The following is a 26773-nucleotide window of genomic DNA, read 5'->3' on the forward strand; positions in this document are numbered from 1 at the left end:
CAATTCAAAGACATTTCCAAGTTTTTTTCGCTGTTTTGCTGGATCGACTGGTGAAAGGTCAGCTGGTGACATCGGCCCGATTGTCACCACCAACGTTTGATTTTAAAGCCCAGCAGCATCGCCAGCGCCAGAATGGCCATACCGGCAAGTGTCCAGTAATAACCAGTTTCCAGATGCAGCTCCGGCATATTGTCAAAATTCATCCCGTACATACCGACAATAAAGGTCAGTGGAATAAACACGGTCGACACCATGGTCAGCAGTTTCATCCGTTCGTTAATTTGGTGCGAAGATGTCGACATATAACCGCTCACCAAATCGCCGAGCTGGTCGTAGTACATTTGCGTCATGCTGAGCAGACGTTCGAATTTTTCGTAAAAGTCACGCAGTTCAACCGGTTGAAACAGGCTTTTCAGCAGGTGTTCGCTTTCCAGATCCAACAAATCGGCAAACATTTCTTTTTGATAAGCCAGGTTACGGTCCAACTTTCGAAACACCGACCGATAACGCATAATTTGCGCCATTTTCTGGTCGTCACCATGATTGAGCATGGCATCTTCAAATTCGGACAGTTCATCTTCAAAATTAATCAGTTTTTCCAGATAGCTGGCAGAAACGGCGTGAATATAATGTTTTACCCAGTCTTTAATCGGCATTGCTGGCTGCTGCAAATCAAAAGTTGGTAGGGCGTAGGCATAATCCTGCTCCGGCAACTGGCATTTGTACAGCAGTACCTGATTGGAAAATAACAGACTGAGCTGAGCGTGACCGGGATAATCCTTAAAATCTTTGCCGGCATAAGCGCGCAGGATCATCAGGGTGAAACCATTGGAGCTTTCCAGCTTTGGCGGGTGTCGTTCGCGTAGAAAGTCTTCGGCAATTTCCGGATGAATATTAAATTTCGCCAGTAACTGTTGTTGTTCGTCCGCGCTGGCATTGGATAAATTCAGCCACAGCCGCTGGTCGCCATGTAAGGGTAATGACAACAGCTTGATATCGCCGTTTTGCCAGGTTTCGGTTTCCGGGTTGTACAGATGAAGCACAATCATCATATTTTCCAATACGTTGTTTTGCCGAGCATACGCAATTGTTTCACAGGCTGGCAAGCAACATCAACTGGCTAATGTTTTGGCCAGGGTGCGCCAGCACTGCAGTTTTCGACTTGTAGTAAGTTCTGCTGCAGGTTATTTGGCAGATAGATCTGGTTTACCGGTGATGGCGGGTAAGTCAGCTTGTCACTGCATGTCGCACTTTGTCCAGGTCCTGTGACCAGCTTGCTGCCAATTTTGACTTGGCAGACGCTGACCACATCCAGCGCGCTCCACTCTGGGCAAATGGCATTGTCGATCCGGTATTGCTCAAGATTGTTGCCGGGCTTGTTGAAACTCCACCATGAACCATAAAGCGATTCAGGTCTTGTTTGATCCCATACCCGATACACCAATATATGTTCCGTTACAATCAACACTTGTCCGAGACAAAGTTTGCCAGTACCGGGCGCGCCCAGTGCGTTTTGCAACAACAACGGATCTGAAGCGGCTATCAGTCCAGCAGGAGCGGGAAGCACGTTGCCAATGCAGATGCCGGAGGTGTCAGTCGTGGGCTGCACTGCGCTGCAAGCGCTGAGCAGCAGAGGTAGTATCAGGCGCCAGCGATGGGACGGATAATTTGCCATAAACCAATTTCCTAGGCGCGTTGCCGCCTGCCGCTACATGTCTGAATCAGATACCGTAGAATTTAGTCGCTTAAAATGCGAAACGTCAAACTAATGCAATGACAATAAAAAACGCCGCTGATGAGAGCGGCGTTGTTATTCAGATTGGTCAGACGGTATTAAGCCGCTCTATTGCTCGCGATATACTGATCAACCAGCGTTTCCAGTACGTCCAACGGCACGGCGCCATTTTTCAGCACGACATCGTGGAATGCACGGATATCAAATTTGTCGCCAAGCGGAAAAGATGCAGTGGAAAAGATGCAGAAGATGCAGGGTCAGGTCTTGCTTTTTGCCACCCGCGAGCCCGAATTGAAAAGGCAAAAAGCAAGACCTGACCCTCAGCATTCCCACTTAACGATTGATAAATGAATGGATCGCCTGATAAAAAGCCGACACTTTTGCTTCAAAACCGTGTTCTAGAATAGTAAAAATGTCCTTACGGGTGAGATTATGTGCTTTACGATTTTCCTGTAACTTTTTCCAATAGGCTTTAGATTTGGCATTTTCTGGCGCGACATCCGGGAGATTATACAAAGCATTTTCTTCTTTGTACTTCCGGAATATTTCGTCTTCAATATCATCGTAAGGGCTGATAATGACGTCCGCACGGCGACCATATTTGGCTTGTGCATCACCGTCCAGAACGGCAATAGCGTCTTTGGATGAGCAGATGAAACCGGTCGCTGCATTACGCTTCATCAAATCAATCACGTTGCCACAGCCACCAATATAAATGACCTTCACTCGATTATTCGTTGCCATAGTTGAGAGCTTAAGGTTGATATAGCTCTCAAGTGTCACGTCTTCGGTTAATATAAACTTGTCATACCCTTGGAACCCAAACATTTCCAATTGAATAAAGCTGTAAGAGACCAGATTATGGCTGACCGCCCCGTTTTCACTTTTCAGATAGATGATTGGCGTGCCGTATTCATAGATGGTTTTTATTATGGCGAGAGAGTGCGTGGTAAAGAGTATTTTGATGTTCCTTTCTATGCAGATATTGCTGATCGCATTCATCAGTGAAACCTGTGCTGAGGAATCAAGGGATACGTCTATTTCATCTATGATGATAAGCCGACTTGAAGAGGTTATCATCTTGAAAATACTGATAACAAAGAACTCCCCTGAACTGAAATAGTCTTCACGTATATATCGGTTATTCTCAAGCGGCAGAAAATAGTAGTTTACGCCCTTAATGTTCACAAGTTTCAGATTCTGAAACTTGTGAACATCCTTGTAAACGGAATTGAGGAAAGCTATGAGTTCGTGTGCGTCTTCATAATCTCCTCTTAAGTACTTTTCCCTAAGCGTCATATCGATGCTTCCCAAGGAAGGAAAATCAGAGAAACGTTTACCATAAGGAATCGGCAGTTCGACGTTTAGAAACGCTTCGTCCCGGAGAACGTTGTTCGTATCAAGATCACCATCTTTGAACCTGAACATGTAGACGTCTTCGTTAATTTTAACGTCTATCTGCGTATTTTCATTGATACTAAACGCCGACGACGTTTTACTAATGATGGCAGTGTCCTTCAGTAGGGCAAGTGCTTTAATGATTGACGTTTTGCCCACGCCATTCTTGCTTGTCATACAAATAAGTGGGTCGCGTGAAAAGTCGAAGATGACGCTAATTTCGGCCAGATGTTGCAAAGCTCTGATATCTATACTGACGATCATTTCAACAGTTCCTTGCCTTTGAGCAGCTTACTGATAATGGCGTTCCCGTATTTTTTACGTAGATGAAAAAGGTAGTCACTGTCGATATTGTGTATTTGGCTCAGAACGCCTGCGATTGACAGAATCGACGCCATCTCTTCCATGCCGGTATAATTCACCAATTTTTCTCTGTTAGTTTTCAACAGGTGCAGCTTCACTTCAATATCGGTTTTGGTTGCTTTACTGACTGTCATTTTTCCGTCATTCAGTATACTTATTCCCAGAATTTGTCTTTCAAACTTTTTCGTAATCAGTTTTGTTTTTTTATGATTGATGGATAGTTTCAGGAATGCGTCTGATGAGAGTATGGCTGTAAGGTCGTCTGTGATCTTGTCTTTATTCATTTCATTCCGCGACGAAATAATAAGATCATCCGCGTAACGACTGTAGATATAGTCGTTCTCTTTGCAGTAGGCATCAATGATGTTGTCATAATCATAAAAACAGAAGTTACTGATTGAGGGCGAGCATGAGAATCCCACTGGTAGATGGTTATCGATGGTGCACAGATAAACGATCCTCTCGATATTCTCTCTGACCTCTCCAGAGTCCACCGTTCTTATATGTTCACAGTATTTAGAAAGCGAGTGATACACGCCTTTAGCTCTGATTGAGTTGAAAAATTTCGATATGTCTGTTTTAAAAATAAATTCACTGTTGCAGTGTGGCCGGACGGCGTCAGTAATATTCACGTCTTTCCGGTAAGAAAAAACTATATCTTTTCTCACAGGCATTTCGTTGAACACAAACAGGGAAAGAAAAGTATGAATAACTTTAAGCTTGTCGGAACACTTGTAAAGCTCAAGCTTACTTTTACTCAAGGGAATAAGACTGGCTTCATCTTCAGTTCTAAGAGTATAGAAATCAGAGAAGTTTTTTTTGTTATTGAAGTAGGCATTAAAAACGCTCTCCAGACTGTTATCCTTCATTCATCTTTTACCTATGCTTGATCTGATGTCGTAATCAGAAAGAGTTGACTGAAGAGCCTTTACATGTGCCGTAAATTATTAAGGCCCCCGATAATTGCTTAACGGGAGCCTTAGTAATTTACGAGACTTATACTGCCTATAGAGGCTTCCTGATTGACCGGAGATGCTCCAAGGTCAGAAGCATGAGATTATTATGGGCACTTTCGTGTCCTTTATCAAGCCCGTTGATTCACGTGGCTGACCTTTCAGTCGATCAATATGCTTAGATTGATACAATGTCAGCTTTTGGCACAATGCCACGATCAGACGAAGTGGGAATTTCAGTTAATTGGCAACACCTGGTAAGGAACGGTTGCACTGTTGCGGTAAATTAATTGCAATTAACCACGCAGTCATAAATCCGCCAGACTGCACCTTAGCCAGGTTGGCATCGGCCAAAAAAAACGCCGCATAAAAGCGGCGTTTCCATCAAAACCATTTACCAATTACCAGTATTAAGCCGCTTTATTGCTCGCAATATACTGATCAACCAGCGTTTCCAATACGTCCAACGGCACGGCGCCATTTTTCAGCACGACATCGTGGAATGCGCGGATATCAAATTTGTCGCCAAGCGCTGTTTTGGCTTTTTCGCGCAGTTCGACAATTTTGATCATACCGATTTTGTAAGCCGTTGCTTGTGATGGCATCACGATATAACGTTCAATCGCGTTATCAACTTCAGATTTAGCATTAGGTGTATTGGTTGCTAAATAGGTAATGGCTTCTTCACGGGTCCACTTTTTCGCGTGAATACCGGTGTCGACCACCAAACGGCAGGCGCGCCATAGTTCCATCGCTAAGCGGCCAAAATCGGAGTAGGGGTCTTGATACATGCCGATTTCTTTTGGCAGCATTTCAGTGTACAAACCCCAACCTTCAACATAAGCGGTGTAACCACCAAATTTACGGAACTTCGGCACATTTTCCAGTTCCTGGGCGATGGCGATTTGCATATGGTGGCCCGGAATACCTTCATGGAACGCCAGCGCTTCCAGCTCGTATTTTGGCATGCCTTTCATCCGGAACAGGTTGGCGTAATACACGCCAGGGCGTTTGCCGTCCATTGATGGTTGCTCGTAGAAAGCTTTGCCAGCCGATTGTTCACGGAAGGGTTCAACTGCTTTCACAATCATGTCAGCTTTAGGTTTGACCAGAAACAACGAATCCAGTTTGCCTTTCATCTCGTCGATGACGCGGGTGGCTTCGGTTAAATAAGCCGCTTTGCCTTCGGCAGTGTCCGGGTAATAGAACTGGGCGTCGTCGCGCATAAAGCTGAAAAAGGCTTGTAAATCGCCTTTAAAACCAACCTTTTGCATGATGGCCTGCATTTCCTGATGGATACGCGCTACTTCAGACAGACCCAAATCGTGAATTTGATCGGCGGTCATGGTGGTCGTGGTGGTACGCGCTAACGCGTTGTTGTAGAACTCAGCGCCATCTTTAAAGCGCCATACGCCATCCTCGGTACCAGCTTTGGTTTCCAGCGTGGTCAGGTAGCTGATCAACTGCTCATAAGCTGGCTTGACGCTGCTCACCAATGCCACTTCGGCTTCTTTGATCAACATTTGTTTGGCGGCATCGTCAATGGTTAACTTATTGACTTTACCGCGGAAATCTTCGAGCAACGTGCTGTCAGCGCCTTCAGTAAACGGCGCACCTTTAATCAAATTCTGACTGGCACCAATCACATGGGGGAACACAAATTTTGGTGGAATGATGCCAAGTTCTGCCCGTTTATCCAGCTGCGTCATCAATTGTTGAAACAGCGTCTGCACGCCGTTGAGCCGCGCGATATAAGCTTTGGCATCGGATTCGTCGGCAATCTGGTGTTGGTTAATTAGTAAAGACGCCACCATCGAGTGGGTGCCATACATCTGATTGACCGGGTAGTTGTACAACCGCCATTTGTCATCAGCGATTTGTTGTTCGGCTTGTTGTTTAAACAGTTGGTAACTGAGTTTGGACTGCTCGTCTAAGGCTTCGACATTAAAGCTTTTCAGTTGCTCTAATTGTTGTTTGGTCAGCTCCAGCGTTTTTGCCGCTTGTTCGTCGGTCATTGGCTCCCATTTGTCGTAGTCTTTTTTAATGCCTAAATAGGTGAGCGACGTTGGGCTTAATTCAACTTGATCCATAAAGGCTTTTTCAAAAAAAGCGCTGATTTTTTCGTTTTCGTTCTGAACCATGGCAGTCGCTGCTGGTGTTGCAGCTTCGGTGCTGGCAGTGCTGGCTTTTTCGGCCGGTGAACAGGCACCGAGCAAGGCTAAAGTGACGGCCAGGGCCAGCGTCGATTTGGTTAATTTCATTGTTACCTCTGTAATTGCGTGGGTGCGCTTTGTTTTGATCTAGCTTGTTGCTGCGCGGTTGAGTGACATTCAGAAAAACTCACTGATCTTGTTTATCATGTTGCTGCTTGTGCTGCCAAGCTTATAAAAACATCTGCAGCAAATCATTCAGATATCGCACGCCATGGGGCGTGATTTGATAGTGCTGATCTTGCTGGTTAACTAATCCTAATTGCATGGCTTTGACAAGGATCGGCTCGACTGTTGCGGCAGGTAAACCGGTATATGCGGTAAATTCAGCAATGCTACAAGTCTCCAGCAGCCGGAAGCGATTCATAAAATACTCGAAGGGTAATTCGTCGCTTGGCACTGGTGTGGCGCTGTCCAGATATGCCTTGCTCAAATCCATATAACCTTTGGGATGTTTCACTTTCACCGTGCGGACAATGTGGCCGTGCTCAGGCAGGGTAATTTTGCCGTGTGCACCACAGCCAATGCCTAAATAATCACCAAAGCGCCAGTAATTCAGATTATGTCGACACTGAAAACCCACTTTGGCATAAGCCGAAGTTTCATATTGCTGATAACCAGCGGCGGTTAATAAGGCATGGCCTTGTTCCTGAATGTCCCACAAAATATCATCTTCCGGTAATACCGGCGGCTTCGAAGCAAAAGCAGTATTAGGTTCAATGGTCAGTTGATACCAGGATAAATGCGGCGGTTGCAGCGCAATGGCTTGCTGTAAATCGCTGAGCGCATCGTCGATACTTTGCTCCGGCAGGCCGTGCATTAAATCGAGGTTAAAACTTTTTAAAGGGCTGTTGGTGAGTAATGCCGTCGCTAGTTGTGCGGCGTTGCTGGCTTCAGCGCCTTGATGAATACGACCAAGCCGCGTGAGTTTATCGTTTTGGAAACTTTGCACCCCAATGGAGAAACGGCTAACTCCGGCTTTGACATAACCGGCAAAACGCTCGGCTTCAACGGTGCCAGGGTTGGCTTCCATAGTGATTTCGATATCAGCCGCAAAAGCTATTCTGCTTTGTACACCGTCTAAAATAGCGGCAATGCCTTCAGCGCTAAACACGCTTGGCGTACCGCCGCCGATAAAAATACTGTGTAGTGTCCGGCCTTGCACGTACTCAAGATCGAGGTCTAAATCGGCCAGCAAATGGGCGATATATTCCTGCTCCGGAATACCTTGTTTCACCGCATGCGAGTTAAAATCGCAATACGGACATTTTTGGATGCACCAGGGAATGTGGATATATAACGATAACGGCGGCAGCTGGAGCATCATTTAAGCCTTCTGCTGCCATTGTTGTTGTAACAACGACAACGCTTTACCACGATGACTGATCAGCGCCTTTTGCGCTTTTTCCAGCTCCGCTGACATCACACCCAAGTCTGGTAACCAGAATATCGGATCATAACCGAAACCATGCTGGCCTTTGACTTCGAAGGCTATTTCACCGGTCCAGATGCCGTGGCTGATGAGCGGCGTAGGGTCGTTGGCATGGCGTAGATACACCAGCACACAATGAAATTGCGCCTGACGTTGACCAGCCGGGACATCCGCCATTTTCTCCAGCAGTAGGGCTACATTGTCGGCATCAGTCGCCTGCAGGCCGGCAAATCGTGCGGAGTAAATACCCGGCGCGCCACCCAAGGCGTCTACCGCCAGCCCCGAGTCGTCAGCAATGGCAGGTAAACCAGTAATGGCTGCAGCATGACGCGCTTTCAGAATCGCATTTTCAATAAAAGTCAGGCCGGTTTCGTCGGCATCAGGGACACCAAGACTGGTTTGCGGAATAATCTCACAGCCCCAGGGTGCCAACATGGCCGCCAGTTCAGAAACTTTTCCCGGATTGCCGGTGGCAAGCACAATTTTTTGTGCGCTATTTTGATTTTGGATCAATGATGACATCAACAGAGGCTCACAGAATGGAGCCAGTCGCGCTGGCTCTACAGGATTAATCGACGTAAAAGGTATGGGTAAATTGCAGTTGCTGGCTGACGTCACCTTGCTTGATTTGCAGCGTGAAGGTAAAACGTTCTTCATTGCGATAGGGCAGCTGCGCCAGGTAATAAATCGCTTTGCCTTCGACCACTTCCCGGAATACCAGTTCTTTTTGTTGGCCCAGAAGGTTTTTGGCAACGCCTTCGATACTGACTTGCTGCGCTGCCTGATCGCCGCTGTTCAGCACCGAAATATTGACTAAACCCTGAAATTTGGTGCGTTCCAGCTGATAGGCTTTGGCAATGACGGGGTCAATCAACGTCGATGGCATCGCAATATAATGGACATCCCAGGGGCCTAACTGCTTTTTCTGCTCGGCGCTGACCTGGCCTGCACTGAACAACCCAACTGACATTAACAGCAGGGTGAACCGGATCTGTGATCCGAGCAATTGCCCGAACCATTGTCCGATCCAGGTATCGAGTAAAAGAGTGCTTGGTTTCATGATTCACTTTCCTTTTTCTGCACAAATTCAGAGAATTCTGCCGGGATCACAAAAGGGGCTTTAATCAGCACCTGCTTATGCCGGCTTAATTCACCTTTGTGTAAACTGACTTGGCTTTGACTGACCTGAAACAGTTTAGCTAATAATTTACGGACATGAGCATTGGCTTTGCCATCCACGGGCGGCGCGGTAATCGCCAGTTTGATTTCAGCGCCGTGTAAACCCATCACCTGATCCCGACTGGCTTTGGGTTGAATGTACAGCGCTAACAGCAAATCAGCGCCCAGATACTTCGCTACACTGCTCATCAAAGAGTCACATCAACGGCTCAAAACAGCCTTGAAACCAGGCTTTGCACCAGAATTTGTAAAAACTGCAGGCCAACCAATAACACCAGTACCGATAAATCCAGTCCGCCCATCGGTGGAATGATCTTACGGATAGGCCGCAGCAACGGCTCTGTCAGTTGATGCAGCAGGTGCTCCATCGGGTTTCTGCCCTGACTGAACCAGCTCATAATGGCGCGGATCACAATCACCCAAAACAACAGGCTAAATGCTTCTTTGACTAAAACGACCACAGCGCCAAGCGCGGTGGTACCCAGATTCATTTGTCCAGCCAGCAACAGCTGAATGGTCACCACTTTTGCTGCCGCAATTAACAACGCCAAAACCAACGACGCCGTATCAACCGGACCCATGCTCGGAATAAACCGGCGCATCGGGATAATCAGTGGGTTGGTGGCTTTGACCACAAACTGGCTCAGCGGATTGTAGAAATCAGCCCGCACCAGCTGCAGCCATAATCGCAGCATCACCACCATTAAAACCAGGGTGAACACGGTATCAATTAAAAAGAACAACGCTTCGTTCATAACTTCAGGATCCTGAATCAAAAGAAAACACCAGTGAGTGTGACACTCACTGCTACCTATAAAGTGCTGGCCATTGCCTCGGCTCTGGCAATCGCCGCTTGCATCGCTGCAGCGACGGTCTGCTCCAGCTCACGCGCGCGAAACGTTTCAATCGCTTCGTGAGTGGTGCCGCCTTTGCTGGTCACTTCTGCCCGTAAATCGGCAAAGGACAAATCAGACTGCGCCGCCAACGTTGCTGCGCCGAGAGCAGTTTGCGCCACCATGGCTTTGGCGTCTTCGCTGCTAAAGCCAAGGGTTTCTGCCTGCTGTTGCATCGCCTGCATAAAATAAAAGAAGTAGGCCGGCGCACTGCCGCTGACGGCAATAATGTGATTAATTTGCGCTTCGTCGTCCAGCCAGACATTGCGGCCACAGCCACTGAATAACTGATCAACAAAAGATTTTTCGTAATTGGAACATTGACTTGGATATAGTCCGGTGACGCCAAGGCCTATCTGTGCCGGCGTATTCGGCATCGCGCGCACAATTCGGATATCACCGAGCCATTCGCGATAACGGCTCACTGGTAAACCTGCGGCGACCGTGACAAATAATTTTTCGTGGATTTCCGGCGCGCCAGCTAACATCGCCTGACAAACTTCGGCCATCAGCTGTGGCTTGACCGCCAACACAATGACATCAGCGACTTGCGCCGCATGGACGTTATCTTCGGTGACTTGAATACCAAAATCTTTGGCAAGGGTGGCCAGTTTTGCCGCATTGCGATTACTGGCGATAATATTTTCAGCAGGATAACCCTGTTTCACCAGGGCGGCTATCAGACAACGCGCCATATTACCGGCGCCAATAAAAGCTACTGTGTTTTCATTCATGAGGTTGCGGTTCCCGCGCGCCGAAAATGGCTGTGCCTAATCTTATCATAGTTGCACCGAAAGTCAGGGCTTGTTGCCAGTCATCTGACATGCCCATCGACAGCGCCCTGGCCTGTGGAAATAGTTGCTGAAGTTGGACGGACAAGGCTTGCATCGCGGCAAAAGCCTGGCTGTTGTCGTTATCGACGGCTGGGGCAGGAATCGCCATTAAGCCAGCGAGTTCGAGGTTTGGCAGTGCCGCGACCTTTGCAGCGAAAGGCAGAACCTCAGCGGCTGCAATACCCGCTTTACTGGCTTCGTCACTGATATTGACCTGAATAAGCACTTTCAGCGCGCTCATGCCTGCAGGGCGCTGTGCCGATAACCGCTCGGCGATTTTCAGCCGGTCGATGCTGTGCACCCAGCCAGCAAATTTGGCGATATCACGGGTTTTATTCGATTGAATAGGGCCAATAAAATGCCATTCTAAATCAGTTAGTTCTGCTAACTCGCTCGCTTTATCGACCAGCTCTTGCACATAGTTTTCACCAAACTGACGTTGCCCGGCCAGATATGCTTCTGTAATCAATGAGATGGGTTTGGTTTTACTGACGGCGATTAATTGCGCATCTGCACGCACGCTGGGGTTTTTCTGCTTAATTTCTGCAAGCTGCCGGTAGGCTGAATTCAGTCGTTCTGCTATGTTGTTATCCATTGGGACCTGACTTTTCGTGATTATTTTTTTAGTTTCTGGCAAACAGGAGTACATTTTGTCATGGATATTACCGAATTATTAGCCTTTAGCGTGCAGCATAAGTCGTCGGATTTACACTTATCGGCCGGTGTGCCGCCGCTGATCCGGGTCGATGGCGATGTGCGTCGCTTAAATATTCCGCCATTGACGCATAAAGACGTGCACGCTTTGGTGTACGACATTATGACGGATAAGCAGCGTAAAGAATACGAAGAACGACTGGAGTCGGATTTTTCGTTTGAAGTGCCTGGTCTGGCGCGGTTCCGGGTCAATGCCTTTGTGCAAAACCGCGGTGCTGCAGCGGTTTTCCGTACCATCCCTAGTGAAGTACTGAGCCTGGATGATTTAGCGGCGCCAGATGTATTTCGCACCATCGCCGAAAACCCACGTGGTTTAGTGCTCGTGACCGGGCCAACCGGTTCGGGTAAATCGACCACGCTCGCGGCCATGGTCGATTACATCAATACCACCCGGCATGAGCACATTCTGACCATTGAAGATCCAATCGAATTTGTGCATCACAACAAACTTTGCCTGGTGAACCAGCGGGAAGTGCATCGCGATACCTTAAGTTTTAGTAACGCCCTGCGCTCTGCGCTGCGGGAAGATCCGGACATTATTCTGGTCGGTGAATTACGCGATTTAGAAACTATTCGTCTGGCAATGACCGCCGCTGAAACCGGCCATTTGGTGTTCGGCACTTTGCACACCACGTCAGCGCCAAAAACCATTGACCGGATCATCGACGTATTCCCTGGCGAAGAAAAAGCCATGGTGCGTTCGATGTTATCCGAATCGCTACGCGCAGTTATTTCACAAACGCTGCTGAAAAAAGTTGGTGGTGGCCGGGTGGCGGCACACGAAATTATGGTCGGCTTACCGGCAATCCGAAATCTGATCCGTGAAGACAAAATTGCCCAGATGTATTCGGTCATTCAGACCGGTGCGGCGCACGGCATGCAAACCATGGATCAATGTTTATTAAATCTGGTCAACCGTGGTTTGATCACCAAACAAGACGCGCTCGCCAAAGCACAAGACAAAAATGCTTTTGGCGCTATGGGCCGGATTTAGGAGCTTTCAGGTGGAATTAGTCCAGTTATTGCAAAAAATGGTCGATGCCAAGGCTTCCGATATGTTTGTCACCGCCGGCATGCCGGTGGCAGCGAAGATCAACGGGGAATTGCTGCCGATCGACGATACACCGCTGACAGCGGAAGACTCGCTGGCGATTGTATTGGCAGCGATGAATGAAAAGCAAAAAAATGAATTTTTGAAAGTCAAAGAATGTAACTTTGCGGTCGCCAATGAAGCGGGGCGCTTTCGGGTGTCGGCGTTTTTTCAGCGGGATCAGGCCGGGATGGTGGTGCGGCGGATTGTTACTACCATTCCGAATGCTGATGATTTAGGTCTGCCGCCGATTTTAAAAGAAATCATCATGTCCAAACGCGGGCTGGTGCTCTTTGTGGGTGGTACCGGCACTGGTAAATCAACCTCGTTGGCGGCGCTCATTGGCTTTCGCAATAAGACCTCCCGTGGCCATATTCTGACCATCGAAGATCCAATTGAATTTGTGCACGATCACCAAAAAAGCCTGATCACCCAACGTGAAGTGGGTATCGACACCGATTCGTTTGAGTCCGCGCTAAAAAGCTCGTTACGTCAGGCGCCGGACGTCATTCTAATCGGTGAAATCCGTAGCCAGGACACCATGGAATATGCGTTGTCATTCGCGGAAACCGGCCACTTGTGTATTGCGACATTGCACGCCAACAATGCCAACCAGGCAATTGACCGGATCATGCACTTAGTGCCGAAAGAGAAACACGGCAAGTTACTGTTTGATTTGTCATTAAACCTGCGGGCTATTGTCGCGCAGCAACTGATCCCCACGCCGGACGGTTCACGGCGCATCGCGGCGATTGAAGTGCTGCTGAATTCGCCATTGGTCGCAGATTTAATCAAACGGGGCGAAATTGATGAAGTGAAAGCGGTGATGAGTAAATCACGCGAGCTTGGCATGCAGACCTTCGATCAGGCCTTGTACGATTTATATCAGCGCAGCCAAATCAGCTACGCCGATGCACTGCACCACGCTGATTCACCGAACGACTTACGACTGATGATTAAACTGCGTAACAATGAAACTTCAGGGGCAGGTTTCCTGGCGAATGTTACGGTTGATGGTTTGGAAAAACCAGAGAAGAACTAACTAGACTGGGGGGTTCGCAACATTTGCGGACCCCATTCAGACAATAAAACCCGATCTAGCAGTAAGAAAGGAATTCGCAAAAGTTAACTCGCTGGCCGCTCAGTGCCCACAAACTGAAATCTGGGGACTTCTTCACCCTGAATGGTCACGGTTTCTGTGAACATCGACAACGGGCGCACCCACAAGCCGTAATCACCATACAATGCCCGATACACCGCATAAGGTAGTTCATCTTCGCTATGCATGGCAATCGCTAGCAATTGGTAGCAGGGGCCTTTGTAATGCTGGTAATAACCCAGCGGCACCGAGCCGTCACCGTGATCAAGCAAAGCCGAGATACCGTTATCAGGCAGAATGATTGTCAAACCAGCTCTCCAGGATTAATTTGGCCGACCAACAATCGACGGCGTCTTTACTGAGTTTTTTAAACCCACCTTGGGCAAATAAATCAGCGCGGGCATCGACTGTGGTTAAACGTTCGTCCTGCGTCACGACTTTGAGGCCAAAACGACCATGCAGCCGATTGACGAATTTATGCACGCGGGCGGTAAATGGCTGCTCAGTGCCGTCCATATTCAGCGGCAAACCAACCACCACTAAACCTGGTTGCCATTCGCTGATTAGCTTTTCAATCTGGGTCCAGTCGGGCGTGCCGTCCACTGCTTTGAGTGCTTTTAAGGTACTGGCGCTGCCGGTGAGCTGTTGACCAACCGCCACGCCGATACTTTTCAGGCCATAGTCAAAGGCCAGAATATTTGGTTTTTCACTCATCAGGCATGTCCTGCATCAGGGCTTAATTGCCACGACTGAATACCAAGGCGTTTGGTGGCGCCTTGCCATTTTTCAGCATGGCTTAAATCAAAAATAATCTGGTTATCAGCCGGGATCACCAACCACGAATTATCGGCAATTTCCTGCTCCAGTTGCCCGGCGCTCCAGCCGGCATAACCCAGCGCCAAAATGAATTTTTCCGGTGCATTAGCAGAAGTTAGCTGTTCCAGAATGTCTTTCGAGGTGGTGACCATCAAATCATCGGTCAGTCTTAAGCTACTGATAAAACCTTCTTTGGGCGTATGCAGTACAAAACCACGTTCATTTTGCACCGGACCACCGGCACAAACTCGCGCTTTAGCGGCAGCACAGTCTGCGTTATGGTCAATTTCCAGCTGCCGTAATAAGTCTGAGACATTAATCGACAGCGGGTGGTTAATGACAATGCCCATGGCACCATCGGTATTGTGTTCGCAAATATAAGTCACGCTGCGCCCGAACAATGGGTCTTCCAGCGCAGGCATCGCGATCAGTAAATGGTTTTGCAAACTGGCCATGGTGCTATCTGTCATCGATGTCTCCAGTTCAGTTTGACTGCTGTTGAAGAAGCAGCTCAATTTGATCAAATAATAGTCCGGTAATGCTGATTGGAAAGGCCGCTTCAATTTCACGGATACAAGTCGGGCTGGTGACGTTAATTTCAGTTAGCTTATCGCCAATGATATCCAGACCGACAAAAATCAACCCTTTGGCTTTTAACGCTGGCCCAACAGCCCGGGCAATAGCCCAATCCGATTCAGTTAACGCACGGGCTTCACCCCGGCCACCAGCCGCCAGATTACCGCGGGTTTCGCCGCTTGCCGGAATACGCGCCAGGCAATACGGCACCGGTTCGCCGTTGATCACCAGCACCCGTTTATCGCCGTCTTTAATTTCCGGGATGAATTTTTGCGCCATCGCATAACGGCTGCCGTGTTCGGTCAGGGTTTCAATAATCACGCTGACGTTGGCGTCTTCCGGTTTTAAACGGAAAATGGAGGCGCCGCCCATGCCATCCAACGGCTTCAGAATAACGTCTTTCTCGGCCTGATAAAAAGCTTTCAGCCTGGCAGCGTCGCGGGTCACCAAGGTTTTTGGCGTATGCTGACTAAACCAGCTGGTATAAAGTTTTTCGTTGGCGTCACGCAAACTTTGTGGTTTGTTGACGATTAAAGTGCCTTCATCTTCCGCCCGCTCCAGAATGTAAGTCGCGTAGACAAATTCGGTATCAAACGGCGGATCTTTGCGCATCAAAATCACGTCAAGGTCGCTCAGCGCGATATCTTGCTGGCCATTAAACTCGTACCATTTGGCCGGATTTTGCTCGACTTGCAGCAATTTAGTACTGGCGCGCGCCTGGCCTTCCAGTAAATACAGATCGGCCATTTCCATATAATGCAGCTGATAACCACGTTTTTGCGCTTGCAGCAACATGGCAAAACTGGAATCTTTTTTGATATTAATGGACGAAATCGGGTCCATCACAATGCCTAACTTAATCAAATTTCTGCTCCCGGACTGGCTTATGCCAAATCACCCATCTGTAATTGCAAGGCGCTGATCGCGGTCAGCGCGGCGGTTTCGGTGCGAAGGACCCGTGGCCCAAGCTGTACTGCGACAAAGCCGGCACTGGTGGTAAGTTGTACTTCACGGTCGCTGAAGCCACCTTCAGGACCAATCACCAGCCGTACAGCGGTTACCGGCGTTAAGGTCTTAATGGTGTCTTTGGCCCACGGATCCAAGGTCAGTTTTAATTCTTCGGTCGGCTGGCCCAGCCATTTGTCGAGTTGAAGTGCCGGATGCACGGTCGGCACCACGCTGCGGCCACTTTGTTCACAAGCGCTGATGGCGATTTTTTGCCATTGTTCGGTGCGCTTTTGTAAGCGCTCGGCGTCGAGCTTCACGCCACAACGTTCGGTAAATAGCGGCGTGATTTCGGTCACACCCAGCTCAACGGCTTTTTGAATGGCAAAATCCATCCGATCGCCTCTGGAAATACCTTGTCCCAGATGAATTTTTAACGGTGATTCGACCGGATTTTCAAGTTTAGCGTTAATTTGCACCTGCACGGATTTTTTACCGGTCTCGGTGATGAGGGCCGGATAATCAAAACCGTCGCCATTAAACAAGATTAACGCATCGCCGGACTGCATCCGCAGGACCCGGCCCACATGATTGGCAGGCTCGTCAGCGAGTGCAATGGATTGCTGTGGCGCTAAAGCACCAGGTTGATAAATTCTCGGGATCCGCATCAACAAGTTTTCCGAAAAATAAAAGCGCTATGGTAGCAGGCGTTCCCGGACAAAGGTATAACATAGCGCATTGAATTCGCGGGTTAAGGTAGGAGTCTGGATGAGTACGGTACTGGATGTGCGGGGTCTGACGAAAAAATATGCTGAGTTAGTCGCGGTGAACGGCATTAGTTTTAGTGTCAAACAGGGCAGTTGTTTTGGTTTGTTAGGGCCGAATGGTGCCGGTAAAACCACCACTATTGAAATGCTGGAAGGGTTGGTGCAACCGGATGCGGGCGAGATTTTTTACCACGGCAAGCCAGCCAGTCGTGCTGATTTTCAGCAACTTGGGGTGCAATTTCAGCAAACCGCGTTGCAGGATTATTTAACCGTGCATGAAACACTGAAACTGTTCGCGGCCTTTTACCCAAAACCAGCTGATTTGGCAGAGCTGATTCAACTTTGCGACCTCACCGAAATCCTCGACCGCGACCACCGTAAATTATCCGGCGGCCAGCGTCAGCGGTTGTTACTGGCGTTGGCGTTGGTGAATGAGCCACAAATTATTTTCCTCGATGAACCCACTACGGGCCTCGATCCGCATGCGCGGCGCAATTTTTGGGCCTTGATTGAACAGGTCAAAGCGCAAGGCCGCACTGTCATTCTGACGACGCATTATATGGATGAAGCCGAACAGCTGTGTGATCAAATTCTGATTATGGACAAGGGCAACATTATTGCACTCGATTCGCCGGAAGCGTTGCTGGCGCAGCATTTTTGCGGTGCGTTATTGCGGTTGCCGGATCAGGGGCAAGATCCAGAATTGCCTGATGATGCCAGCTGGAGTCGGGCGGGTGGTTATTTGCAAATTAATAGCCGTGATATCGAACAAACCATCCGCTTGTTGCAGGCGCAACAATTTTCGCTGGAAGGTTTGTTTATTAAATCGGCCAATCTGGATGATTTGTTTTTAAAACTGACCGGTCACAGCCTGTCGGCGTAAGGAAATAATCGAATGAATTTAAAACGTTTTCTAGCAGTGTTTAAGGCGCGCAATTTAGAGTTCTGGCGCGACAAATCCTCCTTGGCCTGGAATTTTATCTTTCCGGTGTTGCTGGTGGCCGGGTTTGCGGTGGTGTTTGGCAATGGCAATAAAGCTGAATTTAAAATCGGCGTGCTGCAAGAGGCTGCAACCATTGATGTAACAACACATCCGTTTTTGCAAACCCGCTACCTGGAATTTGTGCCTTACGCCCAAAACGATGTTGCCCTAAAAAAGCTGCAACACCATCAACTGGATTTGCTGGTTGATTTGAAGGCGAAGCAATATTGGCTTAATGACAGTTCGGCCAAAGGTTATCTGGCGGAAAAGCTGTTTTTGCAATTAGAACCTACAGCGGTAAAAGCCACGGTGACAGGACGGCAAATCCGTTATGTCGATTGGGCACTGCCGGGCATTCTGGGCATGAACATGATGTTCTCCTGTTTGTTCGGCGTTGGCTATGTATTGGTGCGTTATCGGAAAAACTCGGTGCTAAAACGGCTGCAAGCGACGCCTTTAACCGCGCTGGAATTTATCAGTGCTCAGGTGTTATCCCGCCTTGGCATTGTACTGTTTATCGCTGGCAGTATTTATCTGGGCTGCGATTTACTGTTCGATTTTGTGATGCTCGGCAGTTACGTCGATTTATTGCTGGTGACCATTCTTGGCGCCATGGCGATGATTTCACTCGGTTTACTCATCGCCAGCCGCTCGCGCTCAGAAGAGCTGACCGGAGGATTGCTGAATATGGCGAGCTGGCCGATGATGATTTTATCCGGCGTCTGGTTTAGCTTAGAGGGCGCGCCCAAAGCGGTGCAATGGTTTGCCGATATTTTGCCATTGACCCATTTGGTGGCTGCCGCGAGAGCCATTATGACCGATGGTGCGACTTTGTCGCAGCTGACTTATCCGCTGTCGGTGATGGTAGGAATGATTGTGGTGTTTTTGTCAGTGGCGGCGATGTTGTTCCGCTGGCAGGGTGATGGGCGGTAGCTTCTTATTTGAAATGAAGAAGGCGCCGTTTGGCGCCTTCTTCAGCAGACAAACCCTGTTATGGCAAGGCTGGGAAGGTATAGCTCGAACCAATCCCCAGTGGTAAACCCAGTGACCAATACAATAAAAGGAAACAGGTCCAGACCACAATAAAGGACACTGAAAACGGCAACATCAGTGCAATCAGGCTGCCGATGCCAGTTGATTTCACATACTTCTGGCAGAACACCACAATCAGCGGAAAGTACGGCATCAAAGGGGTGATGATATTGGTCGATGAATCACCAACCCGATAAGCCGCCTGCGTGAAATCCGGGGATACACCGAGTTCCATCAGCATCGGCACCATCACTGCGCCAATCAACGCCCATTTGGCGGAGGCGGAACCGACCAATAAATTCACTGTGGCAGTGAGCAATATAATGCCAATCAGCGTCACGCCCATCGGCAATGCCATTTCTTTTAAGGCACCGGCGCCTTTAATCGCAAACAAAGCGCCTAAGTTCGATTGGCCAAAGGCATAAATAAACTGCGCGCAGAAAAACGCCATCACGATGTAATAACCCATGCCACTCATCGCTTTACTCATGCCTTGCACCACATCACGATGCGTTTTCACGGTACCGGCGGCATAGCCATACACCACACCTGGGATCAGGAACAGGATAAAAATCAGCCCAACAATCGACTGCATCAGATTGGCGGTGCTGTGGGTCAGACTGCCGTCGGTGCCGCGCCAGGCTGAGGTTTCCGGATAAGCGGTTGCCGCCAGCGCAGCAACGCTGATTAAAATGGATAACATGGCAAAACGTAAACCACGACGCTCTTCAGGCTTCAGTGCATCCATGGTTGGCAAGGTTGCCGGGTCGCCATCAACCTGGGTTTGTTTTAAGCGCGGCTCAATCACTTTGTCGGTTAAAAACCAGCCAACCAGAATGATCACAAACGCCGAGGCAGAGGTAAAATAGAAGTTATTCAACGGGTTAATTAACATTTCAGCGGCAGCAGGGTGCGAAGATAACCGCGCTGAAGCCTGGGTTAAACCGGCCAGCATTGGATCCAGACTGCTTGGAATAAACAATGAGCAGGAAAAACCACCCGAAACACCGGCAAATGCAGCCGCGATACCGGCCAGTGGATGACGACCAGCAGCATAGAAAATAACGGCACCCAGCGGGATCACCAGCACATAACCGGCATCAACCGCGACATGGCTTAAAATACCGACGGCAATCAACACCGGCGTCAGCAGAACTTTTGGGGTGACCGACAAAATTGAACGTAAACCGGCATTGATAAAACCAGTGTATTCGGCAACACCAAGGCCCAGCATGGCAACCAGCACCACACCTAGTGGCGGGAAAGTCACAAAGGTATTGACCATCTTGGCCATAAATGCGGCAAAGGAACTGCCGTCAAGTAAGTTGACAATTTGAATTGGCTGGCCGGAACGTGGGTCAATTTCGGTAAAAACCATATCCGACAAAGCCCAGGAAATCACCCAGACAGCGACCATAAAGAGTGCGAATAATACCGCAGGATCAGGCAGTTTATTCCCGACCCGTTCAATCGCGTTCAGGCTGCGATTAAGCCAGCCTTGTTTCACAGGCACGCCTGAAGTTGGAGTTGCTGCAGTCATATTTTTTCCTTGTTAGCGTTGCTGCATTGGAGGTATTGGAACTAGTTATAAAAACATCTGCGGCGGATAGCAATAAAAAACTACCAATTGTAAATAGATTGTATTTATTAGCAGGCAAGAAAAAGGAGAGCCGCAGCTCTCCATCATTCAATGCGAAAAAACTTACAAACCAGCGTCAGCGCGCAGAATGTCAGCTTTATTGGTTTGTTCCCACGGGAACTCGTTGCGGCCGAAGTGACCGTAAGCGGCAGTCGCGCGGTAGATTGGACGTTCCAGATCCAGCATTTCAATCAGGCCGTATGGGCGCAGGTCAAAATGACGGCGGATTAAGGCAATTAATTGATCTTCAGTCAGTTTGCTGGTGCCGAAAGTTTCAACGCTGATAGAAGTAGGCTCGGCTACACCGATGGCGTAAGACACCTGAATTTCGCAGCGCGCAGCCAGGCCAGCAGCGACGATGTTTTTCGCGACATACCGGGCAGCGTAAGCGGCTGAACGGTCAACTTTTGATGGATCTTTACCAGAGAAAGCACCACCACCGTGACGTGCCATGCCGCCGTAGCTATCGACGATAATTTTACGGCCAGTCAGACCACAGTCGCCCATTGGGCCACCAATCACAAAACGACCGGTCGGGTTAATAAAAAACTTGGTGTTGCTGGTTAACCATTCGGCTGGCAGCACGGGCTTGATGATGTGTTCCATCACGGCTTCGCGCAGGTCTGGCGTTGAAATGGTGTCGCAGTGCTGGGTTGATAACACTACGGCATCGATGCCGACTGGCTTGCCATCAACATAAATAAAGGACAACTGCGATTTCGCGTCCGGGCGTAACCACGGCAAGGTGCCGTCTTTGCGGACTTTCGCTTGTTGTTGCACCAGACGGTGCGAATAAGTAATAGGGGCTGGCATTAATACGTCAGTTTCATTGCTGGCGTAACCAAACATTAAACCTTGGTCACCGGCGCCTTGGTCACGTGGATCTTTTTTATCAACACCTTGATTAATATCAGGAGATTGTTTACCGATGGCGTTTAAAATTGCACAGGAATTGGCATCAAAGCCCATATCAGAATGAACATAACCAATTTCACGGACGGTGGCACGGGTTAATTCTTCAATGTCGACCCAGGCAGACGTGGTGATTTCACCGCCGACCAGCACCATACCGGTTTTGACGAAAGTTTCGCAGGCGACACGGGCTTTTGGATCTTGTTCCAAAATGGCATCCAATACCGCATCAGAGATTTGGTCAGCGATTTTATCCGGATGTCCTTCAGAAACAGATTCAGAGGTAAAAATGTGTTGGGCCATGTAACGAGTTCCACAAGTTGGTTGTTGATGCGCCAGGCGCTGGAATTTTGGGCTGCGTATTCTATTGAAAGCGTTTTGCCTTGGCTAGTTTTTTCTGCCGCCCGGACGTCTTTCATTCCGTCACTATACGCGCTATCGGCACATTGGATCAAAACTTTGACTTTATTCAACAACGGCACGGTGTCTTTTTTAGCAGAAAAAACGGCAACTGCTAAAAAAAGGTGAGTCGCTTTTGAATATTATAATTTGCCATTGTGCCAACGCTCTGGGAAAATGCCCGCGAACTAATGCCACCATGTAAAAAAATTCAGACGCGTCAATGAGCCGTCAGAGCTGCACCGCGTTTTCTTCCCAAAATCATTGAAGATGCGGGTAGGCGGCAACTGAACGAATCCCCAGGAGCATAGTAGTCCTATGTGACTGGGGTGAGTGAAGGCGGCCAACAACCCCGCATTTTCAAGGATGACGGGACAACAAAATCTTTGGATAAAGATCTGACAGTAGCAGGAGTGATAATGCCATCTCGTAAACAACTCGCCAACGCCGTCCGTGCCCTGAGCATGGATGCAGTACAAAAAGCCAAATCCGGTCACCCTGGTGCACCTATGGGCATGGCGGATATCGCCGAAGTACTGTGGCGGGATTATCTGCAGCACAACCCACAAGACCCGTCCTGGCCAAATCGCGACCGGTTTATTCTCTCCAACGGCCATGGCTCGATGCTGCTGTACTCCCTGTTGCATTTAACGGGTTACGACTTATCCATCGATGATTTAAAACAATTCCGCCAACTGCATTCCAGAACACCAGGCCACCCTGAGTATGGTTATGCGCCGGGCGTTGAAACCACCACTGGCCCTTTAGGTCAGGGTATTACCAACGCAGTGGGGATGGCGATTGCTGAAAAAGCTTTAGCAGCTCAGTTCAACCGTCCTGGCCATGCCATTGTTGATCACCACACTTATACCTTTTTAGGTGATGGTTGCCTGATGGAGGGTATTTCTCACGAAGCTTGTTCATTGGCCGGTACCTTGGGCCTGGGCAAACTTATCGCCTTCTGGGATGACAACGGCATTTCGATTGACGGTCATGTTGAAGGCTGGTTTACCGACAATACGCCAATGCGTTTTGAATCTTATGGCTGGCACGTGGTCGCGAATGTCGATGGTCATGACGCCGAAGCAGTGCGGGCTGCGATTGACGAAGCGCGTTCTGTCACCGACAAACCAACGTTGATTTGCTGTAAAACCATTATCGGTTATGGCTCTCCGAACAAATCCGGCAGTCACGACTGCCATGGCGCGCCTTTGGGTGACGCTGAAATCGCCGCTACCCGCGAATTTTTACAATGGGGATCTGCTCCTTTTGAAATTCCGGCGGATATTTATCAGGAGTGGGATGGCAAATCCAAAGGCGCTAAGGCTCAACAAGCCTGGCAACAACAGTTTGCTGCTTATGCCGCAGCTTACCCGGAATTGGCCAATGAATTAGCCCGCCGTGTGGCAGGTGACTTACCGGCTGACTGGCGCGAAAAATCTGATGCTTATATTGCGCAGTTACAAGCGACTCCAGCTACTATTGCCAGTCGCAAAGCGTCACAAAATGCCTTAAACGCTTTTGGTCCATTATTACCGGAATTTTTAGGCGGCTCTGCCGATTTGGCCGGCTCCAACCTGACCATTTGGTCGGGCAGCAAAGGCGTCAGCAATGAAGACGCAGCTGGCAACTATTTATACTACGGCGTCCGTGAATTCGGCATGTCAGCCATTATGAATGGTATCGCTCTGCACGGTGGTTTTATCCCGTACGGCGCCACTTTCCTGATGTTTATGGAATATGCCCGTAACGCGGTGCGGATGGCTGCGCTGATGAAGCAACGGGTGATTTTTGTTTATACCCACGATTCCATCGGACTGGGCGAAGACGGCCCAACGCACCAACCGGTGGAACAGCTTGCGTCATTGCGGGTAACGCCAAATCTGATGAACTGGCGTCCTTGCGACCAGGTGGAATCAGCGGTGTCATGGCAAGCGGCGATTGAGCGCACAGACGGTCCAACTACCTTAATCTTCACCCGTCAGAACCTGGTGCAACAACCTCGTACTGCCGAGCAAGTCGCCAACATCCGCCGTGGTGGTTATGTGCTGGTTGATTGTGCCGGTACACCGGAATTGATTTTTATCGCCACCGGTTCAGAAGTAGAGTTGGCGGTACAGGCTGCAGCACAACTAACAGCCAAAGGTAAAAACGTTCGGGTGGTGTCAATCCCATCAACGGATGTGTTTGAAGCACAAGACGCCGCCTATCGCGAAGCAGTATTACCAGCAGCAGTGACCAAACGTGTTGCGGTAGAAGCCGGTATTGTCGATTGCTGGTATAAATATGTTGGCCTGACTGGCAAAATTATCGGCATGACCAGCTTTGGTGAATCGGCTCCGGCTGAACAGCTGTTTGAGTACTTTGGCATTACCACCGCCAAGGTACTGGCAGCTGCCGAAGAATTGCTAGGCTAATAGCGGGATCAGGAAAAGGGGCTTAGTGCCCCTTTTGCTTAGTTAGATTTAAATCGTATTTCCTGACAAATGGATAACTTTAAACCCGTATGACCATTCGAGTTGCTATTAACGGTTTTGGCCGGATCGGCCGCAATATTCTGCGGGCTATCTTTGAAAATCAGCTACAACAGCAGATCCAGGTGGTGGCGATTAATGAACTGGCTGACGCCCAGGGTATGGCGCATCTGCTTAAATACGACAGTTCCCACGGCCGCTTTGGTTTTGATGTTGAATTAGACGGCGAACAGCTAACGGTCGCCGGACAACCTATTGCCTTATTTCACCAGGAAGATGCTGCCACTTTACCCTGGCAACAACTGCAAGTTGATATTGTGATGGAGTGCACCGGTGTGTATAGCACCCGCGCTGATGCCATGTTGCATCTGCAAGCCGGCGCACAAAAAGTGTTGTTCTCGCATCCGGCGGGGCAGGATATTGATGCCACCGTTATTTACGGCATCAATCATCAACAGTTGACGCCAACCATGCGGGTGGTTTCAGCCGGTTCCTGCACCACGAACTGTATTATTCCGGTGCTGAGTGTGCTCGACCAAAACTTTGGCGTCGAAAGTGGCACTATTACCACTATTCATGCCTCGATGAACGATCAGCAAGTGATAGACGCTTATCACCCGGATTTACGCCGTACCCGCGCCGCCAGTCATTCGATTATTCCGGTGGATACCAAACTGGCACTTGGTATTGAGCGGATCATGCCGCATTTGGCCGGGCGCTTTGAAGCGATTGCCGTGCGGGTGCCCACCTTAAATGTGACGGCGATGGATTTAAGTGTCACTTTGCATCAGGACGTCACTGTTGCCGCCATTAATGCTGCGCTGAAACAGGCCGGCCAACAGTTATTGCCACAAATTCTCGATTACACTGAAGAGCCTTTAGTGTCGGTCGATTTTAATCATGATCCACATTCTTGCATCGTGGACGGTTCGCAGACACGCGTTAGTCATAAACGGCTGGTAAAGTGTCTGGTTTGGTGTGACAACGAGTGGGGTTTTGCCAATCGGATGATCGATACCGCCCGTGCCATGATGCAATCAGATCCATCTTTATTCTCAGAAGGAGTTTGTCATGTCGGTAATTAAAATGGCTGATTTGGATTTGGCCGGAAAACGGGTGCTTATCCGCGAAGATTTAAACGTGCCAATTAAAAACGGTAAAGTCACTTCAGACGCCCGGTTACGTGCCGCGTTACCGACCATTGAACTGGCGCTTGCCAAAGGCGCGAAGGTGATGGTGTGTTCACACTTAGGCCGGCCGGAAGAGGGCGTTTATGCCGAAGAGTTTTCAATGCAGCCGGTGGTTGACTACTTAACTACGGCGCTAAAAGCACCGGTCCGTCTGGCGAAAGCATACCTAAACGGTGTTGATGTGGCGCAGGGCGAAGTCGTGGTGTTTGAAAACGTCCGCTTTAACAAAGGTGAAGGTAAAAACGACGAAGCTTTATCGCGTCAGTTAGCTGCACTTTGTGATGTATTTGTGATGGATGCTTTTGGTACGGCACATCGCGCTCAGGCGACCACCCACGGTGTTGCGAAATTCGCACCAATTGCCTGTGCCGGGCCGTTACTGGCGGCTGAATTAGAAGCTTTAGCTGCCGCGCTTAAAAATCCAAAACGGCCGTTGGTGGCCATTGTTGGCGGATCCAAAGTTTCAACCAAGCTGACGGTATTAGAATCGTTGTCGTCAATTGTTGATCAGCTTGTTGTCGGTGGTGGCATCGCCAATACCTTCATTGCTGCAACCGGTCATGGTGTTGGTAAATCCTTGTGTGAAGTCGATTTAATTCCTGAAGCACAGCGGTTAATCGCAGCAGCGAAAGCCAATGGTGGCAACATTCCGGTACCAACCGACGTTGTCACAGGGAAAGCCTTTAGCGAAGATACAGTGGCGGAATTAAAACAAGTCGCTGATATTTCCACTGATGATATGGTTTTTGATATTGGACCAGCCAGTACCGCTGAATTGGTTAGTATTCTGAAAAATGCCGGTACCATTGTCTGGAATGGTCCGGTTGGCGTGTTTGAATTTGAGCAATTCTCGGCCGGTACCAAAGCCATTGCCGAAGCAATTGCTCAGAGCAACGCGTTTTCTATTGCCGGTGGCGGCGATACGCTAGCAGCCATTGACAAATATGGGGTTGCTGACCAGATTTCTTATATCTCAACTGGCGGTGGTGCATTCCTGGAATTTCTGGAAGGTAAAACTTTACCGGCCGTAGAAATTCTGGAACAACGTGCGCTAGGCAACTGAACAGTTTTTGAATTTGTTTATTGTAGGTGCGTGTAGCGACCAATATGACCAGAACATCTGGCAAAACTGCTGAATAACA

At 49.0% G+C, this 26773-nt stretch carries 27 protein-coding genes; 8 read left to right on the forward strand and 19 right to left on the reverse strand.

Annotation, left to right across the window (positions count from 1 at the left end):
* Nucleotides 1-83: 83 nt before the first annotated feature.
* Nucleotides 84-1049 carry a magnesium transporter CorA family protein gene (locus tag EOE67_RS11600; protein WP_127699242.1) on the reverse strand — a complete coding sequence of 322 codons (966 nt, stop codon included), beginning with the start codon at nucleotides 1047-1049 and terminating at the stop codon, nucleotides 84-86.
* A gap of 71 nt (nucleotides 1050-1120) precedes the next feature.
* Entirely contained in the window at nucleotides 1121-1675 is a 555-nt protein-coding gene (locus EOE67_RS11605) for a hypothetical protein (protein WP_127699243.1), read from the reverse strand.
* Between the two features lie 98 nt (nucleotides 1676-1773).
* On the opposite strand from EOE67_RS11605, the gene EOE67_RS21155 reads away from it, so the two are divergent.
* On the forward strand, nucleotides 1774-2052 hold the full coding sequence (locus EOE67_RS21155) for a hypothetical protein (RefSeq protein ID WP_240652793.1): 279 nt from the start codon (nucleotides 1774-1776) through the stop codon (nucleotides 2050-2052).
* Between the two features lie 16 nt (nucleotides 2053-2068).
* On the opposite strand, the gene EOE67_RS11615 is transcribed toward EOE67_RS21155, so the two are convergent.
* From EOE67_RS11615 to EOE67_RS11660, 10 genes are all read right to left on the reverse strand, one after another.
* Nucleotides 2069-3397, reverse strand: coding sequence for an AAA family ATPase (locus EOE67_RS11615; protein WP_127699244.1), 1329 nt, complete (start codon nucleotides 3395-3397; stop codon nucleotides 2069-2071).
* Entirely contained in the window at nucleotides 3394-4365 is a 972-nt protein-coding gene (locus EOE67_RS11620) for a reverse transcriptase domain-containing protein (protein WP_127699245.1), read from the reverse strand. The genes EOE67_RS11615 and EOE67_RS11620 overlap by 4 nt, the downstream gene beginning before the upstream one ends.
* Nucleotides 4366-4859: 494 nt before the next feature.
* The gene (locus tag EOE67_RS11625) at nucleotides 4860-6710 is read right to left on the reverse strand and encodes a DUF885 domain-containing protein (protein ID WP_127699246.1); all 1851 of its coding nucleotides are present in this window, start codon (nucleotides 6708-6710) and stop codon (nucleotides 4860-4862) included.
* Nucleotides 6711-6831: 121 nt separating this feature from the next.
* Nucleotides 6832-7986: a radical SAM family heme chaperone HemW gene (hemW, locus tag EOE67_RS11630; RefSeq protein WP_164852305.1), complete on the reverse strand. Its 1155-nt coding sequence runs from the start codon at nucleotides 7984-7986 to the stop codon at nucleotides 6832-6834.
* Nucleotides 7987-8613 (reverse strand): RdgB/HAM1 family non-canonical purine NTP pyrophosphatase, encoded by a 627-nt coding sequence (gene rdgB / locus EOE67_RS11635; RefSeq protein WP_127699247.1) that lies wholly within the window; start codon nucleotides 8611-8613, stop codon nucleotides 7987-7989. It abuts the gene before it with no gap.
* Between the two features lie 46 nt (nucleotides 8614-8659).
* A complete protein-coding gene (locus EOE67_RS11640) occupies nucleotides 8660-9151 on the reverse strand; it encodes a DUF4426 domain-containing protein (protein WP_240652794.1) in 492 nt (163 codons plus the stop codon).
* Nucleotides 9148-9459 (reverse strand): DUF167 family protein, encoded by a 312-nt coding sequence (locus tag EOE67_RS11645; protein ID WP_127699248.1) that lies wholly within the window; start codon nucleotides 9457-9459, stop codon nucleotides 9148-9150. Before EOE67_RS11645 ends, EOE67_RS11640 begins: the two co-directional genes overlap by 4 nt.
* A gap of 20 nt (nucleotides 9460-9479) precedes the next feature.
* On the reverse strand, nucleotides 9480-10025 hold the full coding sequence (locus tag EOE67_RS11650; RefSeq protein WP_127699249.1) for a YggT family protein: 546 nt from the start codon (nucleotides 10023-10025) through the stop codon (nucleotides 9480-9482).
* Between the two features lie 56 nt (nucleotides 10026-10081).
* Nucleotides 10082-10897 carry a pyrroline-5-carboxylate reductase gene (proC, locus tag EOE67_RS11655; RefSeq protein ID WP_127699250.1) on the reverse strand — a complete coding sequence of 272 codons (816 nt, stop codon included), beginning with the start codon at nucleotides 10895-10897 and terminating at the stop codon, nucleotides 10082-10084.
* Nucleotides 10890-11591 (reverse strand): YggS family pyridoxal phosphate-dependent enzyme, encoded by a 702-nt coding sequence (locus EOE67_RS11660; RefSeq protein WP_127699251.1) that lies wholly within the window; start codon nucleotides 11589-11591, stop codon nucleotides 10890-10892. Before EOE67_RS11660 ends, proC begins: the two co-directional genes overlap by 8 nt.
* Nucleotides 11592-11651: 60 nt before the next feature.
* Between EOE67_RS11660 and EOE67_RS11665 the strand changes: the two genes are divergently transcribed.
* Nucleotides 11652-12704 (forward strand): type IV pilus twitching motility protein PilT, encoded by a 1053-nt coding sequence (locus EOE67_RS11665; RefSeq protein WP_068066017.1) that lies wholly within the window; start codon nucleotides 11652-11654, stop codon nucleotides 12702-12704.
* Nucleotides 12705-12714: 10 nt separating this feature from the next.
* On the forward strand, nucleotides 12715-13842 hold the full coding sequence (locus tag EOE67_RS11670; RefSeq protein ID WP_127699252.1) for a PilT/PilU family type 4a pilus ATPase: 1128 nt from the start codon (nucleotides 12715-12717) through the stop codon (nucleotides 13840-13842).
* 83 nt (nucleotides 13843-13925) lie between these two features.
* On the opposite strand, the gene EOE67_RS11675 is transcribed toward EOE67_RS11670, so the two are convergent.
* Genes EOE67_RS11675 through rsmE form a run of 5 tightly spaced genes read right to left on the reverse strand, consistent with a single transcriptional unit; the run spans nucleotide 13926 to nucleotide 16904 of the window.
* Nucleotides 13926-14207 carry a DUF1653 domain-containing protein gene (locus tag EOE67_RS11675; protein WP_240652795.1) on the reverse strand — a complete coding sequence of 94 codons (282 nt, stop codon included), beginning with the start codon at nucleotides 14205-14207 and terminating at the stop codon, nucleotides 13926-13928.
* Nucleotides 14188-14613: a Holliday junction resolvase RuvX gene (gene ruvX / locus EOE67_RS11680; protein WP_068066011.1), complete on the reverse strand. Its 426-nt coding sequence runs from the start codon at nucleotides 14611-14613 to the stop codon at nucleotides 14188-14190. Before ruvX ends, EOE67_RS11675 begins: the two co-directional genes overlap by 20 nt.
* Complete coding sequence (locus tag EOE67_RS11685; protein ID WP_206099573.1) at nucleotides 14613-15185, reverse strand: YqgE/AlgH family protein; 573 nt, start codon at nucleotides 15183-15185, stop codon at nucleotides 14613-14615. Before EOE67_RS11685 ends, ruvX begins: the two co-directional genes overlap by 1 nt.
* A 13-nt stretch (nucleotides 15186-15198) precedes the next feature.
* Nucleotides 15199-16155, reverse strand: a complete 957-nt coding sequence (gshB, locus tag EOE67_RS11690) for a glutathione synthase (protein WP_127699253.1) — start codon at nucleotides 16153-16155, stop codon at nucleotides 15199-15201.
* A 20-nt stretch (nucleotides 16156-16175) separates the two neighbouring features.
* Nucleotides 16176-16904 (reverse strand): 16S rRNA (uracil(1498)-N(3))-methyltransferase, encoded by a 729-nt coding sequence (gene rsmE / locus EOE67_RS11695; protein WP_127699254.1) that lies wholly within the window; start codon nucleotides 16902-16904, stop codon nucleotides 16176-16178.
* A gap of 100 nt (nucleotides 16905-17004) precedes the next feature.
* On the opposite strand from rsmE, the gene EOE67_RS11700 reads away from it, so the two are divergent.
* Nucleotides 17005-17886 carry an ABC transporter ATP-binding protein gene (locus tag EOE67_RS11700; RefSeq protein ID WP_127699255.1) on the forward strand — a complete coding sequence of 294 codons (882 nt, stop codon included), beginning with the start codon at nucleotides 17005-17007 and terminating at the stop codon, nucleotides 17884-17886.
* A gap of 12 nt (nucleotides 17887-17898) precedes the next feature.
* The gene (locus EOE67_RS11705) at nucleotides 17899-18918 is read left to right on the forward strand and encodes an ABC transporter permease (protein WP_127699256.1); all 1020 of its coding nucleotides are present in this window, start codon (nucleotides 17899-17901) and stop codon (nucleotides 18916-18918) included.
* Nucleotides 18919-18976: 58 nt separating this feature from the next.
* Here EOE67_RS11705 and EOE67_RS11710 read toward each other — a convergent pair whose 3' ends face one another.
* Together EOE67_RS11710 and metK are read right to left on the reverse strand one after the other, a co-directional pair.
* The gene (locus tag EOE67_RS11710) at nucleotides 18977-20557 is read right to left on the reverse strand and encodes an AbgT family transporter (protein WP_127699257.1); all 1581 of its coding nucleotides are present in this window, start codon (nucleotides 20555-20557) and stop codon (nucleotides 18977-18979) included.
* 162 nt (nucleotides 20558-20719) lie between these two features.
* The gene (gene metK / locus EOE67_RS11715; protein WP_127699258.1) at nucleotides 20720-21871 is read right to left on the reverse strand and encodes a methionine adenosyltransferase; all 1152 of its coding nucleotides are present in this window, start codon (nucleotides 21869-21871) and stop codon (nucleotides 20720-20722) included.
* Between the two features lie 515 nt (nucleotides 21872-22386).
* Here metK and tkt point away from each other — a divergent pair.
* The 3 genes from tkt (at nucleotide 22387) to EOE67_RS11730 (ending at nucleotide 26694) form a co-directional block, all read left to right on the forward strand.
* Nucleotides 22387-24384: a transketolase gene (tkt, locus tag EOE67_RS11720; protein WP_127699259.1), complete on the forward strand. Its 1998-nt coding sequence runs from the start codon at nucleotides 22387-22389 to the stop codon at nucleotides 24382-24384.
* An 89-nt stretch (nucleotides 24385-24473) separates the two neighbouring features.
* Complete coding sequence (gene epd / locus EOE67_RS11725; RefSeq protein WP_127699260.1) at nucleotides 24474-25526, forward strand: erythrose-4-phosphate dehydrogenase; 1053 nt, start codon at nucleotides 24474-24476, stop codon at nucleotides 25524-25526.
* Nucleotides 25513-26694 carry a phosphoglycerate kinase gene (locus EOE67_RS11730; protein ID WP_127699261.1) on the forward strand — a complete coding sequence of 394 codons (1182 nt, stop codon included), beginning with the start codon at nucleotides 25513-25515 and terminating at the stop codon, nucleotides 26692-26694. The genes epd and EOE67_RS11730 overlap by 14 nt, the downstream gene beginning before the upstream one ends.
* Nucleotides 26695-26773: the final 79 nt, after the last annotated feature.

This window comes from Rheinheimera riviphila, from assembly GCF_004005945.1.
GTDB lineage: Bacteria > Pseudomonadota > Gammaproteobacteria > Enterobacterales > Alteromonadaceae > Pararheinheimera > Pararheinheimera riviphila.

What these genes read in the sequence shown, in the direction of transcription:
- EOE67_RS11600 (WP_127699242.1), bottom strand. Translation starts at nt 1,049, where the DNA reads ATGATTGTGCTTCATCTGTACAACCCGGAAACCGAAACCTGGCAAAAC.
- EOE67_RS11605 (WP_127699243.1), bottom strand. Translation starts at nt 1,675, where the DNA reads ATGGCAAATTATCCGTCCCATCGCTGGCGCCTGATACTACCTCTGCTG.
- EOE67_RS21155 (WP_240652793.1), top strand. Translation starts at nt 1,774, where the DNA reads ATGACAATAAAAAACGCCGCTGATGAGAGCGGCGTTGTTATTCAGATT.
- EOE67_RS11615 (WP_127699244.1), bottom strand. Translation starts at nt 3,397, where the DNA reads ATGATCGTCAGTATAGATATCAGAGCTTTGCAACATCTGGCCGAAATT.
- EOE67_RS11620 (WP_127699245.1), bottom strand. Translation starts at nt 4,365, where the DNA reads ATGAAGGATAACAGTCTGGAGAGCGTTTTTAATGCCTACTTCAATAAC.
- EOE67_RS11625 (WP_127699246.1), bottom strand. Translation starts at nt 6,710, where the DNA reads ATGAAATTAACCAAATCGACGCTGGCCCTGGCCGTCACTTTAGCCTTG.
- hemW (WP_164852305.1), bottom strand. Translation starts at nt 7,986, where the DNA reads ATGATGCTCCAGCTGCCGCCGTTATCGTTATATATCCACATTCCCTGG.
- rdgB (WP_127699247.1), bottom strand. Translation starts at nt 8,613, where the DNA reads ATGTCATCATTGATCCAAAATCAAAATAGCGCACAAAAAATTGTGCTT.
- EOE67_RS11640 (WP_240652794.1), bottom strand. Translation starts at nt 9,151, where the DNA reads ATGAAACCAAGCACTCTTTTACTCGATACCTGGATCGGACAATGGTTC.
- EOE67_RS11645 (WP_127699248.1), bottom strand. Translation starts at nt 9,459, where the DNA reads ATGAGCAGTGTAGCGAAGTATCTGGGCGCTGATTTGCTGTTAGCGCTG.
- EOE67_RS11650 (WP_127699249.1), bottom strand. Translation starts at nt 10,025, where the DNA reads ATGAACGAAGCGTTGTTCTTTTTAATTGATACCGTGTTCACCCTGGTT.
- proC (WP_127699250.1), bottom strand. Translation starts at nt 10,897, where the DNA reads ATGAATGAAAACACAGTAGCTTTTATTGGCGCCGGTAATATGGCGCGT.
- EOE67_RS11660 (WP_127699251.1), bottom strand. Translation starts at nt 11,591, where the DNA reads ATGGATAACAACATAGCAGAACGACTGAATTCAGCCTACCGGCAGCTT.
- EOE67_RS11665 (WP_068066017.1), top strand. Translation starts at nt 11,652, where the DNA reads ATGGATATTACCGAATTATTAGCCTTTAGCGTGCAGCATAAGTCGTCG.
- ruvX (WP_068066011.1), bottom strand. Translation starts at nt 14,613, where the DNA reads ATGAGTGAAAAACCAAATATTCTGGCCTTTGACTATGGCCTGAAAAGT.
- EOE67_RS11685 (WP_206099573.1), bottom strand. Translation starts at nt 15,185, where the DNA reads ATGACAGATAGCACCATGGCCAGTTTGCAAAACCATTTACTGATCGCG.
- rsmE (WP_127699254.1), bottom strand. Translation starts at nt 16,904, where the DNA reads ATGCGGATCCCGAGAATTTATCAACCTGGTGCTTTAGCGCCACAGCAA.
- EOE67_RS11700 (WP_127699255.1), top strand. Translation starts at nt 17,005, where the DNA reads ATGAGTACGGTACTGGATGTGCGGGGTCTGACGAAAAAATATGCTGAG.
- EOE67_RS11705 (WP_127699256.1), top strand. Translation starts at nt 17,899, where the DNA reads ATGAATTTAAAACGTTTTCTAGCAGTGTTTAAGGCGCGCAATTTAGAG.
- EOE67_RS11710 (WP_127699257.1), bottom strand. Translation starts at nt 20,557, where the DNA reads ATGACTGCAGCAACTCCAACTTCAGGCGTGCCTGTGAAACAAGGCTGG.
- metK (WP_127699258.1), bottom strand. Translation starts at nt 21,871, where the DNA reads ATGGCCCAACACATTTTTACCTCTGAATCTGTTTCTGAAGGACATCCG.
- tkt (WP_127699259.1), top strand. Translation starts at nt 22,387, where the DNA reads ATGCCATCTCGTAAACAACTCGCCAACGCCGTCCGTGCCCTGAGCATG.
- epd (WP_127699260.1), top strand. Translation starts at nt 24,474, where the DNA reads ATGACCATTCGAGTTGCTATTAACGGTTTTGGCCGGATCGGCCGCAAT.
- EOE67_RS11730 (WP_127699261.1), top strand. Translation starts at nt 25,513, where the DNA reads ATGTCGGTAATTAAAATGGCTGATTTGGATTTGGCCGGAAAACGGGTG.